Here is a 12,277-nt window from a genome sequence, read left to right on the forward strand (position 1 = left end):
AAATGATGCCTTATCAAGGCTTGCCGCAGAGCCAAACCAGCCTGCCCGCTCCCCCGTTTATTCAGGCAAATCCACATCCAGCTGCCGCATCAGGCGGGCGAAGGTTTCCGGGCTGTCAAAATGCAACACCACTTTGCCGCGCTTGCCGTTGCCGGTTTGCACTTCCGCGCGCACGCCCAGCTTTTCCGTGAGCGCTTCATTGAGATGAAGGATGTCGGGGCTGACGGTTTTCGGCTTTTTCTCCTGCTGCGCCTGTTGCGCCAGCTGGCTGCGCCGCTCCACTTCGCGCACCGACCAGCCGTTTTTCACCGCCTTTTGCGCCAGCGCCAGCTGCTCCATCACCGGCAACGGCAGTAGCGCGCGCGCGTGCCCCATTTCCAGCTGGCGCAGAAACAGCATTTCCTGCACCGGCTCGGGCAGAGCCAACAGGCGCAGGCTGTTCGATACCGCGCTGCGGCTGCGCCCCACGGCCTGAGCCACGGTTTCGTGCGTGAGGCCGAACTCGTCCACCAGCCGCCGCAAGCCCTGTGCCTCTTCAATCGGGTTGAGGTTTTCGCGCTGGATGTTTTCAATCAAGCCCATGGCCAGCGCGGCTTCGTCACCGATGCTTTTGATCACCACGGGGATTTCGGCCAAACCGGCCAGCTGGCTGGCACGCCAGCGGCGTTCGCCGGCAATCAGCTCGTATTGCGAGAGGCCGTGTTCGCGCACAATCACGGGCTGGATCACGCCCTGCGCCTTAATCGAATCGGCCAGCTCTTGCAGGCTTTCGTCGTCCATTTGCGAGCGCGGCTGGTAGCGGCCGGGCTTGATGTCGCGCACCGGCACGCTGGTGAGCCGGTCGCCGCTGCTGTCACCGATGGCGCCGGCCAGCAGTGAATCCAAGCCCCGACCGCCGAGGCCGCTTTTGGGTTTTGCCATATTGTTGTTTCCTAATCCGTTTTATTTTTCAGGTAGCCTCAAGCCAGGGGGAGGCTACCTGAAAACGTGCGCTTCAACGAAGCCAAAACAGCGTATTCAAATCGCGCCTATTCTAACACAGCGCCGCGCCGGCCCCCCGCCGCTAAAAATCGCCCCACAGCGCCTGCATTGCCGCCAGCGCCGCCAGCGCCGCCGTTTCCGTGCGCAACACGCGCGCGCCGAGCCGCACCGGCTGAAAGCCGTGCGAACGCGCCAGCGCTTCCTCCTCCGCAGTCAAACCGCCTTCCGGCCCAATCAGCAGCACCGCGTTTTGCACTTTCGGCAGGCTGCGCAGCGGCACGCCGTCGTGCGGGCTCAGCAGCAAGCGCGCGCCCGCTTCCACCGGCAAAGCCGCCAGCGCCTGCGCCAAATCGGCAATCGGCGCCACTTGCGGCACTTGGTTGCGCCCGCATTGTTCGCAGGCCGAAATGGCGATATCCTGCCAGCGCCGCACTTTTTTCTCCGCCCGCTCGCCCGGCAGGCGCACATTGGAACGCGCAGACAACACCGGCACAATCCGCCCCACGCCCAATTCCGTGCTCTTCTGCACGGCAAAATCCATCTTTTCCGAAGCCGACACCGCCTGCATCAGCACCACCTGAAGCGGCGATTCGCGCGATTCCGCCAGCAGCTTATCCACCCGCGCCAGCGCCTGCCTGCGCCCGATTTCCAGCAACACCGCCTGCACCGCCCCGCCCCGCCCGTCGAACAGCACCAACGGCGCGCCCGCCTGCAAACGCAGCACCTGGATATGCCGGCAGACATTTTCAGGTAGCCTCAGCACCCCGCCCTCGGCAAAAGTTTGCGCAACATAAAAACGCGGCATTTGTTGTTTACCCCGAAAAATGGTTAATATCCCGTTTCTATTTCTATCAGAAAACCCATTGGGAAGGAAAGATTTTGCTAACCCGTTTGACGGAACTGGTGCGCGAAGTAGCGCAAACCGCCGTGATGCCGCGCTTTCTCAACGCCGCCGTCAGCACCAAAAGCGACGGCAGCCGCCTCACCGAGGCCGACCTGCACGCCCAAGCCCTGTTTGCCGAACGCCTGCCGCAGCTCATCGCCTGCCCGATGCTCGGCGAAGAAATGAGCGCCGACGAGCAGCTCGCCATGTGGCGGCGGCATGCCCAGAGCGGGCTGTGGGTGGTCGACCCCATCGACGGCACCAACAATTTCATCAACGGCCTGCCGCATTTCGCCCTCTCCGTGGCCTATGTTCGGCACGGCCGCAGCCGGCTGGGCGCAATATTCCACCCCATGATGCGGGAAATGTTTGCCGCCGAACACGGGCGCGGCGCCAGCCTCAACGGCCAAAACCTGCCGCTGCGCCACGCGCCCAAGCGGCTGAAAGAAGCCATCGCCGGCGTAGAAGTGAAATACCTGCGCTCCGGCAAACTCGCCAGCCGCATGCAAACCCTCCACCCCTTCGGCTCGCAGCGCAGCATGGGCGCCAGCACGCTCGACTGGTGCTACCTGGCCGCCGGCCGCTACGACCTTTATCTCCACGGCGGGCAGAAACTGTGGGACTACGCCGCCGGCGCCCTGATTTACGAAGAAGCCGGCGGCCGACTCGCCACGCTGGAAGGCGACAGCTTCTGGAGCGGCGAGCACGTGTTCAAACGCTCCGTGATTGCCGGATTGCAGCCCGACCTGTTCGAGCGCTGGCTGGCTTGGATTCGCGCCAACCAGTAAGCATGGAGGCTACCTGGAAATAAAGGCTACCTGAAAAACCCGCCCATTTTTAGCTTCGCTGGCGCCGACACTTTAGCTTCGCAGAAATTCAGCCTTGGCTGCGCCAAGACATCGGCCCACTTCGTTGAAACTCACGCTTTCAGGTAGCCTCATCCGCCATCACGGCTGCTGCGCCGCATTCATCAGCTCCTGCCAGCGCATCATCATCTGCTCCATCTGCGCCGTGTCCACCACCCCCAGCGTCACAAACAACACCCACAGCAGCCCCGCCACCACAAACAGCACGCAGAAACTCAGCACATAGCCCAGCAACACCTGCCACACCCGCACCCCGCCCAGCCGAGCAAAGCCGATTATCGTGGCCACCGTGCCCCACATCGACCAAATATTGCCCAGCAGCGCCAAATGCGGCACATACACCACCAGCAGCAGCGGCACCGCCAGCACCTCCGACACCAGCACAAAGCCCCACAGCCACACCCGACGGCCCGACATCGCGCCCAACAGCTTGTCCATCACCGTGCTGAACACCGGCCACTTCACCAGCTGCAGGCAAAACATCAGCGCCATCAAGCCGTATTGCCCGCTCACCAGCGGCGTCATCATCGCCGTGTTCACTGCCGCCACCACCACCAGCGCGCCCAGCATATCGTGCAGCGGATACACATATTCATCGGCGGGGCGCAATTGCAGCCGCATCAGGTTGGCGGCGTCGGAAATCAATCGGTACATGACAGGCGGCTCGGAGCAACAAAAGGCCGCATTATAGCCAAAGCCCCGTGTTCTTCCTACGGCGCAGGCAGCGACCGGAGGCTACCTGAAATTTGGCAAGCTGCCGGAAATTCCGTGCCGGATAAGCAGGCAGCCCATCATCCCCATTTCCATCCGCGCACACTTTTTCAGGTAGCCTGTCCGCCGAGGCTACCTGAAAACCCCAGCGCCTCCCAAACAGCCAAACATTTTTATAGTAAACCAACTTTAACTTTCGCTACGGCGTTAGCTCGCCTTGCCGTAATCCTGTACTGCCTGCGGCTCGCTGCCTGGTATCGAAAGCCAATTTGGTTCGCTATAGCTTCGCAGAAACTCAGCCTTGGCTGCGCCAAGACATCGGTCTACTTCGTTGAAGCTCGCGCTTTCAGGTAGCCTCATCCGCCCCGCGCGAAAGCCCCGTTTGAGCAAGACGCAAGCCAAACAAGCATTCCCCCCGCCCCGCCCTTGCGGTAAACTGGCGCCCGTTTTATCCACAGGTATAGAAAAGCATGAACCTTCTCGGAGCCCTGGCCAGAATCGGCAGCATGACCATGCTCTCGCGCGTGCTCGGCTTTGTGCGCGATGCAGTGTTGGCGCGGATTTTCGGCGCGGGCATCGCCATGGACGCCTTCGTGGTGGCCTTCCGCCTGCCCAACCTGCTACGCCGCATTTTTGCCGAGGGCGCGTTTTCGCAGGCTTTCGTACCGATTTTGGCGGAATACCGGCAGAAGAAATCGCCCGCGGAAACGCAGCGTTTTGTGCAACACGTGGCCGGGATGCTGATGTTTGCGCTGCTCATCGTTACCGCCATTGGCGTGCTGGCAGCGCCAGCGGTGATTTGGGCCACGGCCAGCGGCTGGGGCGGCAAGCCGGAAAAGTTTGTGCTGGCTTCGCAGCTTCTGCGGATTATTTTCCCGTATATCCTGCTGATTTCGCTGTCGTCTTTGGTGGGCAGCATTTTGAACACCTACGGCAAGTTTTCCGTGCCGGCCTTCACGCCGGTGCTGCTCAATGTGTCGCTAATTGGCTTTGCGCTCTTGGGGGCGCCGCATTTCGAAGAGCCGGTGATGGCGCTGGGCTGGGGCGTGTTTTGCGGCGGGGTGCTGCAATTGGTGTTCCAGCTGCCGTGGCTGTTTAAGCTGGGCTTTTTCCAGCTGCCGAAGCTGCATTTCGGCGACCCGGCGGTAAACCGCGTGATCAGGCAGATGGCGCCGGCAATTTTGGGCACCTCGGTGGCGCAGGTGTCGTTGGTGATCAACACCAATATCGCGTCTTACCTGCAAAGCGGCAGCGTGTCGTGGATGTATTTTGCCGACCGGCTGATGGAGCTGCCCACGGGCGTGCTGGGTGTGGCGCTGGGCACGATCCTGCTACCGGGGCTTTCCAAACACGCGGCCACGGGCGATCAACGCGAGTTTTCGGCGCTGCTGGATTGGGGCCTGCGCTTGTGCCTGCTGCTCACGGCGCCGGCGGCGGTGGGCATGGCGGTACTGGCCTTCCCGCTGGTGGCCACGCTGTTTATGTATAACAAAATCGGCGTGCACGATGCGCTGATGACGCAGCAGGCGCTGATTGCTTATGCGGTGGGGCTCTTGGGGATGATTTTGATCAAGGTGCTGGCGCCGGGGTTCTACGCGCAGAAAAACATCAAAACGCCGGTGAAGGTGGCGATTGTGACCTTGATTTGCACGCAGCTGATGAACCTGATGTTTGTGTGGAAGCTGCATCATGCGGGGCTGGCGCTCTCCATCAGCCTGGGGGCGTGCATCAATGCGGCGTTTTTGTATACACTGCTGCGGGTGAAGGAGATGTATCAGCCCAAGGCGGGCTGGCGCAAGTTTTTGCTGAAGCTGGCGGTGGCGCTAGCGGTGATGGGCGGCGGGCTGCTGGCGGCGCAGCATTATGCGGCGCTGGAATGGGTGCAGGTGGGCGGACTGCGGCGCACGGTGCAGCTGTTTGCGCTAATCGGCTTCGGCATGGTGCTGTATTTTTCCACGTTGGGGCTGCTGGGCTTCCGGCCGCGCGATTTTAAGCGGCGGGAGGTGTAGCGCTTTGGTTTTCAGGTAGCCTCTTTAGCCTGGCAGCAGGCTACCTGAAAAATATCCACGATAAAAAAACCATCAGCCGGCAAGCCCGTTTGCTTGCCGGCTGATGGTTTGGCCTGAAGAATGCTTAATCTTCCTCGTCTTCTGCCAAGGCGGGCTGCGCTTCCTGGTTGCGGCCGATCAGCCACAACACGCCGCCCACCACCACAAAGGCAATCTTAATGCCCCAGGCGATGCCGTCGCCCCAATTAATGGTTGATGAAGCTGCGGGATTTTACACAAAGCATACATTTTTTCAAGCAATCGGCGGAAATGGTATGATTACGCCTTCCCGCAAACCCATCCCAAAGGAAACCCCATGCCCCTACTCGACAGCTTCACCGTAGACCACACCAAAATGCACGCCCCCGCCGTGCGCGTGGCCAAAAACATGCGCACCCCCAAAGGCGACGACATCACCGTGTTCGACCTGCGCTTCTGCGTGCCCAACCAAGAAATCCTGCCAGAAAAAGGCATCCACACGCTGGAACACCTATTTGCCGGCTTCATGCGCAATCATCTGAACGGCGCAAATGTGGAAATCATCGACATCTCCCCCATGGGCTGCCGCACCGGCTTCTACATGAGCGTGATCGGCACCCCCAGCGAAGAAGCCGTGGCCGCCGCCTGGCAGGCCGCCATGCAGGATATTTTAAACGTGCAAAGCCAGAGCCAAATCCCCGAGCTGAACGAATACCAATGCGGCACCTACCGCATGCACTCCCTCGAAGAAGCCCAAGACATCGCCCGCCATATCCTCTCCCGCAAAATCGGCATCAACAAAAACGCCGAGCTTGCCCTGAGCGAAGACATCCTCGGCAAACTCTAAGCCCCAAACCAAAAGGCTACCTGAAAACCATTTTTCAGGTAGCCTCTATCGCCCGCCACACCAAATATTTGACACGAGCTATGCAAACTTTCTCCCTCAACGGCCACGAACACATCGCCCTGTGCGACCTGCTCAAACTCACCGGCCTGGCCGATAGCGGCGGCCAAGCCAAAGCCTGGATCGCCGAAGGCCGCATCCGCCGCAACGGCACGCCCGAAACCCGCAAAACCGCCAAAATCCGCGCCGGCGAAATCATCGAGCTGGACGATGGCAGCGCGATTGAAGTACAGGAATAAAACCGCCGGATACCGCAGCAAATGAAAAGGCTACCTGAAATTCAGGTAGCCTTTATCGCAGGCAATCCGCTAATCAATCAAACGATTCCTGAGGATTGCAAGCCAATCATTCCCGCGAAGCCTCGTCTGCTGCCGGAGAATCCTCCGCATCCTCCGTTTCCGCCTCTTCCTGCGCGGCCTCTTCGGCTTCGATCAGCACGGAGGGCGGCGGGGTAGCAGCCGCTGCGGCGGCTTCGCGCGCCTGTTTGTAGGCCAGGGCGGCTTCGCGGTCGCGTTTGTTCACACGGCGCATCATCAGATAGTTGCCCACAATCACCAGCGTGCCGATGATGGCGATCAGCAGGGTGGCGAGCACGTTCATCTGCGGGTTCACGCCGCGTTTCACTTTGGCGAAAATCAGCTGCGGCAGGGTGGTGTATTCGGGGCCGCTGAGGAAGGAGGTGATCACCAAATCGTCCATGGAAAGGGTCATGGCCAGCAGGAAGCCGGAGGCGATGGCGGGGGCGATCAGCGGCAGGGTGATCACCCAGAAAACCTTCCACGGCTTGGCGCCCAAATCCTGCGCGGCTTCTTCCAGCGATTGGTCGAGCTCGTTTAAGCGGGTGCGGATCACCACGGTTACATAGGCCATGCACAGCGTGGCGTGGCCGAGCCAGATGGTGAACCAGCCGCGCTCGAATTGCAGCCAGCTGAAGCTGGAGCCGCGCAGCAGCGCCTGCACCTGCAAAATCAGCATCACCAGCGAAATACCGGTGATGATGTCGGGCATCACCATCGGGGCAGACACCATGCCGGTGAAGAGCGTGCTGCCGCGAAAGCGCTTGATGCGCGCCAGCGCGTAGGCGGCCATGGTGCCGAGCACCACGGCGGCGGCGGCGGAAATCAGGGCGATGCGGATGGAAAGCCAGGTGGCTTCCAGGATTTCGCTGTTGTTCAGCAGCGCGCCGTACCATTTGGTGGAGAAGCCACCCCACACGGTAACCAGCTCAGAGCGGTTGAAGGAGTACACCACCAACACCACGAGCGGAATATAGAGGAAGCCCAGGCCCAGCAGCAGGCAGCCGCGCAAAAACCAGGCAGACCATGAAGATTTTCTAGCCACGGCGTGCTCCTTCCAGTTGTTTGGTTTCGTGGCGGTGGAACAGGCCGATGGGCACCACCAAAAGCAACACCATCACCACGGCCATGGCCGAAGCCAGCGGCCAGTCGTTTTGCGTGAAGAAGGCCTGCCACAGGGCTTTGCCGATCATCAAATGCTCGGGCCCGCCCACCAAATCGGGAATCACGAATTCGCCCACCGCCGGAATAAACACCAGCATCGAGCCGGCGATGATGCCGCTTTTGGAGAGCGGCAGAGTGATGGAGAAAAACGATTTTACCGGCCCCGCGCCCAAATCGGCCGAGGCTTCGAGCAGGCGGCCGTCCAGCTTCAAGAGCTGGGTGTAGAGCGGCAGCACCATGAAGGGCAGGTAGGTATAGACCATCACGATATTGAGCGAAAAGCTGTTGTAAAACATATCCAGAGGCTCGTTAATCCAGCCCCAGCGCAGGAGCAGGTTGTTGATGATGCCGTTTTGCGACAGCAGCCCCATCCAGGCATACACGCGCAAGAGCAGCGAAGTCCAAAACGGCAGCATGATGGCCAAGAGCAGCGGGTTGCGCCATTTTTCACGGCTGCGCGAGATGGCGTAGGCGATGGGGTAGCCGGCCAAGAGACAGATCAGCGTGGTGGTGAGCGCGGTTTTGATGGAGAGCAGGTAGATGTGCACATACAGGTTGCTGCCGGATTTATCGGCAAAGGGGTTGAGCCCGAGCCACAGCGACGACCAGAAATTGTCGAAAATGCCGGTGTAGTTCAGGTAGCTCAGGGAAATGTTCACACGGCCGGCCGCCTCGTCCACGGTGTAGAGCGGGGTGTAGGGCGGAATCGACGTGGCCTGCTCGGCCAGGCTGATTTTCAGCACGAAGAAGAAGGGGATCAGAAACAAAACCAGCAGCCACAGGTAGGGAACGGCAATCACCCATCCCTGCCCCGGCCGCAGCCTGTCTTTCAACGCCTGCCATTTCATTTTTCAGGTAGCCTCTTTCATATTCGGCTGCCGGCAAATTTGCCTGCTGCAGCCATGCTTGTATTTTTCAGGTAGCCTTTAGCGGGTGAGCGGCACGGGCTGGTTGGCCGGCCAGCTCAGATACACGGTTTCGTCCCATGTGGGCGGCTCGAGGTTGGCCAGATACCAGTAAGACGACAACACTTGGCTTTTCACCATGCGCCCGCTGGGCAGCTGCACATGATAGATGCCGAAGCTGCCCAAATAGGCGATTTCCTTCACTGTACCGATGGTCCAGTTGTGCTCGCCCAGGTTGGCGGGCTTTTCTTTGTGCATATTGATGTCTTCGGGGCGGATGCTCACCCACATGGTTTGCTCTTCCGGCCCGGCCACGCTGTGGTCGATGAGGATATTCTGCGCCAGCTCAGGGCAGTCGATTTCGGCGTGGTCGGCTTCGTCGGCCACCAGCTGGCCTTCGAAAATGTTGGTTTCGCCGATAAATTCGGCGGTGAAGCGGCTGTTGGGGAAGTCGTACACTTCGCGCGGGGTGCCCACCTGTTGCAGATGCCCTTCCGACATGATGGCGATGCGGGTGGCCATGGTCATGGCTTCTTCCTGGTCGTGCGTTACCATGATGCAGGTTACGCCCACTTTCTCTAGCGTATTCACCAATTCGAGCTGGGTTTGCTGGCGCAGGTTTTTATCCAGCGCGCCCAAGGGCTCGTCTAGGAGCAGGAGTTTGGGCTGCTTGGCCAGGGCGCGCGCCAAAGCGATGCGCTGCTGCTGGCCGCCGGAGAGCTGGTGCGGCTTGCGCTTGGCGTATTTGCTCATCTGCACCAGGCGCAGCATTTCTTCCACGCGCTCGGCAATCTGGTCTTTGGGCATTTTGTCCTGCTTCAGGCCGAAGGCGATATTTTGCTCTACGGTCATGTGCGGAAACAGGGCGTAGCTTTGAAACATCATATTGATGGGGCGGTCGTACGGCGGCAGGCGGGTGATGTCTTGGCCGTCCAAAATAATCTTGCCCTGATCGGGGGTTTCCATGCCGGCGAGCATGCGCAGCAGGGTGGATTTGCCCGAGCCGGAGCTGCCCAAGAGGGCGAAGATTTCGTGGCGGTCGATATCCAAATCGATATGGTCCACCGCATAGTTTTCGCCGTAGGTTTTCACCACGTCTTTAATTTGCAGGTAGGGCTTGGTTTGGGGGGGCGTGTATTTTTCAGACATGGGCGAAAAGCTCCGCATCGGTGCCTGCCGTTTGGTGTGGCGGCGGGCAGGGTTCAAGTTTAAAGCCGGTTGGATTCAAACACGCGGCGCGGCGGCGACGCCATGCCTTTTCAATCAACCGGCTATACGACAATATTTTGTGAGGCGTGATTGTAGGATAGCAGGCAGGCGGGGGCAACGAAAAAAAACGTCAGGCCGCATTTTTACCTAGCATGAGACCTTGGCAAAACCTCAGATTTGAGCGCAGTTCAAAGCGATAGCATCGCGGAATGCACAGACATAACATATAGTTAGGCAAGCATTCGAGAAGCGCATCGCGAAGAAATGCGCCAAAGATGAGGATTTTGCCAATGTCTCAACTTAACAGATAAGTGTTGCCCGCAGGCAATTTTCTTGCCAGCACAAGAGGCTACCTGAAAACAGTTTGCCAGATTTTAGCTTTGCTGAAGCCGATGCTTTTCAGGTAGCCTCACACATAGCGCATCACATATTTCAACCAGCGTATCAGCGCCGCCACCAGCAGGCCGATCAGTGCACCGACCAAAGCCTGCCGCCAGCCGAAGCCGATCAACAGCGCGCACACCAGGCCGCCCACCGCGCCACAAAGGTATTGATCACGCCGCTTGAAACCGAAGACGGGCTCCGGGTCGGCCAAATCTTCTTCGATAAACCAAAGCGCCAGCAGCGTGCCGATGCCCAGACCGACGCCGATCACGGACGGCCAGGGCGCAGCGGTGCGGCCGAGCAGCTTGTCTAAAATCAAGCCGCCGGCATACAGCAACCCGCACAGCGCGGCAAACGCCAACACAAACACACGGCCGGCCGCCTCGCTGCCGCCGAACCAATCCCAAAAGCGGTGGCTGAATTTACCGAAGAATTTCATGCTGCTGCCCTCTGTTTGGATGCGGTGAAAGGCTACCTGAAAGCGTGAGCTTCAACGAAGTGGACCGATGTCTTGGCGCAGCCAAGGCTGAGTTTCTACAAAGTAAAACCGATACCTTGCGGAGCCAGGCGGAATTTTTGCGAAGCTAAAAACGAGGCGGGCTGCTTTTGGCCGGCTTCATCCGCCCGATATTTTTCAGGTAGCCTGCAACCGGCTTCGAGGCTACCTGAAAAATTTACCGCCATTCGGCCAATGCGGGCGGGCGTATCAACGCAGTTTCTGCAAAAACGGATTAAACGCGATTTCCCACAAAAAGCCGTCGGGGTCGGCGAGATAGCCGCTGTATCCGCCCCAAAACACTTTCTGTGGGGCTTTGATAATGTTCGCATTTTTGGCGGCAAACCCGGCAAACAGCGCGTCCACTTCGGCTTCGCTGGCCACATTGTGCGCCAAGGCAAAACGCGGGAAGCCGCTGCCCTGCGCCGGCACCTGCGCGTCTTGCGCCAAGGCTTCCCGGCCGAACAGGGCGAGCAGCAGCGCGCCGCCTGTTTGGAAAAACGCGATGTTTTCGTTGCTCTGTTCCGTTTCCTGCCAGCCGAACACGTCGCGGTAGAAGCGGCGCGATTCGGCCAGGTCGGCCACGCCGAGCGTGATGTAGTTGATGTGTTGCTGCATATCCATTTCCTTTAATTTGGAGGCTTTGAGGCTACCTGCAAACCTAAGCCGCAACAAAGGTATTTTGCCAACCTACAAAATGCAGGCTGCTTTTATATTTTCAGACGGCCTTTGGCGGCAGGTATTTCCCCGCTTCGCGCAGGCTCAGTTTGGCCATTTCGTGCCCGTGGCGGCCGATAAAGCCTTGCACCCATGCAGGGTTGGTTTTGCTGTAATCGCGCAATGCCCAGCCGATGGCTTTGTTGATGAAAAATTCTTTCTGCCCCAGATTGTTGCAGATGCTTTTTTCCAGCAGCGCGGTGTCGGTGTGTTGTTTGCGGAGCAGTTGGTGGTCGATGGCGACGCGGCGCAGCCAGATGTTGTCGTCCGTGCTCCATGCCAACAGAACGGCATTGACTTCGGGGTGGTGCAGGGCAATGCCGCCGACAATGCGGTCGAGTACGTCCGAGCTGTCCCACCATGATTTTTCGGTAATCAGCGTCTGCAAACGCGGGATGTCCTGCGGGGTCAGGTATTGCTGCATTTTTTTCAGGTATTCGAGCGCGGCGTATTGCAGTTCGCGGTGCGGGTCGTCCCAGCAGCGGCGCACGAAATCCCAATCGGGCGGCTGTTTGGCGGCCTCTTTGAAAAACGGGCGGCACAGGCGGGCAAGCTCGGGTTTGCCGATGCCCAAATAGGCAAAGCGGTGTTTCATGTAGGCCTGCATCGGCGTGGCGCGTTCGGGGTCGGCGTGTTGTTGCAGGACGGCAAGCAGGGCGGGGTAATCCATAGGATTTCCTTGTCTTGGGAACGGGCGGGGTTGGGGCGGTTTGAGGGGTTTTGATGTTGGATGC

General features: G+C 59.4%; 14 protein-coding genes. 4 read left to right on the plus strand and 10 right to left on the minus strand.

Features of this window, described 5'->3' with window-relative positions; translation table 11 throughout:
• Positions 1–57: 57 nt before the first annotated feature.
• Positions 58–921: a ParB/RepB/Spo0J family partition protein gene (locus tag A7P95_RS06975; protein ID WP_067593155.1), complete on the minus strand. Its 864-nt coding sequence runs from the start codon at positions 919–921 to the stop codon at positions 58–60.
• Between the two features lie 142 nt (positions 922–1,063).
• Positions 1,064–1,786, minus strand: a complete 723-nt coding sequence (locus A7P95_RS06980; protein ID WP_067593158.1) for a 16S rRNA (uracil(1498)-N(3))-methyltransferase — start codon at positions 1,784–1,786, stop codon at positions 1,064–1,066.
• A gap of 74 nt (positions 1,787–1,860) precedes the next feature.
• Here A7P95_RS06980 and A7P95_RS06985 point away from each other — a divergent pair, with 74 nt between their 5' ends.
• On the plus strand, positions 1,861–2,652 hold the full coding sequence (locus tag A7P95_RS06985) for an inositol monophosphatase family protein (RefSeq protein WP_067593161.1): 792 nt from the start codon (positions 1,861–1,863) through the stop codon (positions 2,650–2,652).
• Positions 2,653–2,811: 159 nt separating this feature from the next.
• On the opposite strand, the gene A7P95_RS06990 is transcribed toward A7P95_RS06985, so the two are convergent.
• Positions 2,812–3,384 (minus strand): hypothetical protein, encoded by a 573-nt coding sequence (locus tag A7P95_RS06990; protein WP_067593164.1) that lies wholly within the window; start codon positions 3,382–3,384, stop codon positions 2,812–2,814.
• 527 nt (positions 3,385–3,911) lie between these two features.
• On the opposite strand from A7P95_RS06990, the gene murJ reads away from it, so the two are divergent.
• From murJ to A7P95_RS07005, 3 genes are all read left to right on the plus strand, one after another.
• Positions 3,912–5,450, plus strand: coding sequence for a murein biosynthesis integral membrane protein MurJ (gene murJ, locus A7P95_RS06995; RefSeq protein ID WP_067593166.1), 1,539 nt, complete (start codon positions 3,912–3,914; stop codon positions 5,448–5,450).
• Positions 5,451–5,805: 355 nt separating this feature from the next.
• Positions 5,806–6,315, plus strand: coding sequence for an S-ribosylhomocysteine lyase (gene luxS, locus A7P95_RS07000; protein ID WP_067593169.1), 510 nt, complete (start codon positions 5,806–5,808; stop codon positions 6,313–6,315).
• Between the two features lie 80 nt (positions 6,316–6,395).
• Positions 6,396–6,611 (plus strand): RNA-binding S4 domain-containing protein, encoded by a 216-nt coding sequence (locus A7P95_RS07005; RefSeq protein ID WP_067593172.1) that lies wholly within the window; start codon positions 6,396–6,398, stop codon positions 6,609–6,611.
• 106 nt (positions 6,612–6,717) lie between these two features.
• Here A7P95_RS07005 and A7P95_RS07010 read toward each other — a convergent pair whose 3' ends face one another.
• The 7 genes from A7P95_RS07010 to A7P95_RS07035 form a co-directional block, all read right to left on the minus strand.
• The gene (locus A7P95_RS07010) at positions 6,718–7,713 is read right to left on the minus strand and encodes an ABC transporter permease (protein ID WP_067593175.1); all 996 of its coding nucleotides are present in this window, start codon (positions 7,711–7,713) and stop codon (positions 6,718–6,720) included.
• Entirely contained in the window at positions 7,706–8,680 is a 975-nt protein-coding gene (locus tag A7P95_RS07015) for an ABC transporter permease subunit (protein ID WP_067593177.1), read from the minus strand. The genes A7P95_RS07010 and A7P95_RS07015 overlap by 8 nt, the downstream gene beginning before the upstream one ends.
• Positions 8,681–8,758: 78 nt before the next feature.
• Positions 8,759–9,886: an ABC transporter ATP-binding protein gene (locus tag A7P95_RS07020; protein ID WP_067593321.1), complete on the minus strand. Its 1,128-nt coding sequence runs from the start codon at positions 9,884–9,886 to the stop codon at positions 8,759–8,761.
• A gap of 469 nt (positions 9,887–10,355) precedes the next feature.
• Entirely contained in the window at positions 10,356–10,769 is a 414-nt protein-coding gene (locus A7P95_RS07025; protein WP_067593179.1) for a hypothetical protein, read from the minus strand.
• 95 nt (positions 10,770–10,864) lie between these two features.
• On the minus strand, positions 10,865–11,014 hold the full coding sequence (locus A7P95_RS11675; RefSeq protein WP_156503537.1) for a hypothetical protein: 150 nt from the start codon (positions 11,012–11,014) through the stop codon (positions 10,865–10,867).
• Positions 11,015–11,036: 22 nt separating this feature from the next.
• Positions 11,037–11,444: a VOC family protein gene (locus A7P95_RS07030; protein WP_067593181.1), complete on the minus strand. Its 408-nt coding sequence runs from the start codon at positions 11,442–11,444 to the stop codon at positions 11,037–11,039.
• 100 nt (positions 11,445–11,544) lie between these two features.
• Entirely contained in the window at positions 11,545–12,213 is a 669-nt protein-coding gene (locus tag A7P95_RS07035) for a DNA alkylation repair protein (protein ID WP_067593183.1), read from the minus strand.
• Between the last annotated feature and the right edge of the window lie 64 nt (positions 12,214–12,277).

Origin of the sequence: Eikenella longinqua (assembly GCF_001648355.1) — a bacterium.
GTDB lineage: Bacteria > Pseudomonadota > Gammaproteobacteria > Burkholderiales > Neisseriaceae > Eikenella > Eikenella longinqua.

Bases quoted from the DNA above. Each gene is read 5' to 3' on its own strand.
- A7P95_RS06975 (WP_067593155.1), bottom strand. From the start codon at position 921: ATGGCAAAACCCAAAAGCGGCCTCGGCGGTCGGGGCTTGGATTCACTG.
- A7P95_RS06980 (WP_067593158.1), bottom strand. From the start codon at position 1,786: ATGCCGCGTTTTTATGTTGCGCAAACTTTTGCCGAGGGCGGGGTGCTG.
- A7P95_RS06990 (WP_067593164.1), bottom strand. From the start codon at position 3,384: ATGTACCGATTGATTTCCGACGCCGCCAACCTGATGCGGCTGCAATTG.
- murJ (WP_067593166.1), top strand. From the start codon at position 3,912: ATGAACCTTCTCGGAGCCCTGGCCAGAATCGGCAGCATGACCATGCTC.
- luxS (WP_067593169.1), top strand. From the start codon at position 5,806: ATGCCCCTACTCGACAGCTTCACCGTAGACCACACCAAAATGCACGCC.
- A7P95_RS07005 (WP_067593172.1), top strand. From the start codon at position 6,396: ATGCAAACTTTCTCCCTCAACGGCCACGAACACATCGCCCTGTGCGAC.
- A7P95_RS07015 (WP_067593177.1), bottom strand. From the start codon at position 8,680: ATGAAATGGCAGGCGTTGAAAGACAGGCTGCGGCCGGGGCAGGGATGG.
- A7P95_RS07020 (WP_067593321.1), bottom strand. From the start codon at position 9,886: ATGTCTGAAAAATACACGCCCCCCCAAACCAAGCCCTACCTGCAAATT.
- A7P95_RS07025 (WP_067593179.1), bottom strand. From the start codon at position 10,769: ATGAAATTCTTCGGTAAATTCAGCCACCGCTTTTGGGATTGGTTCGGC.
- A7P95_RS11675 (WP_156503537.1), bottom strand. From the start codon at position 11,014: ATGGCGGTAAATTTTTCAGGTAGCCTCGAAGCCGGTTGCAGGCTACCT.
- A7P95_RS07030 (WP_067593181.1), bottom strand. From the start codon at position 11,444: ATGCAGCAACACATCAACTACATCACGCTCGGCGTGGCCGACCTGGCC.
- A7P95_RS07035 (WP_067593183.1), bottom strand. From the start codon at position 12,213: ATGGATTACCCCGCCCTGCTTGCCGTCCTGCAACAACACGCCGACCCC.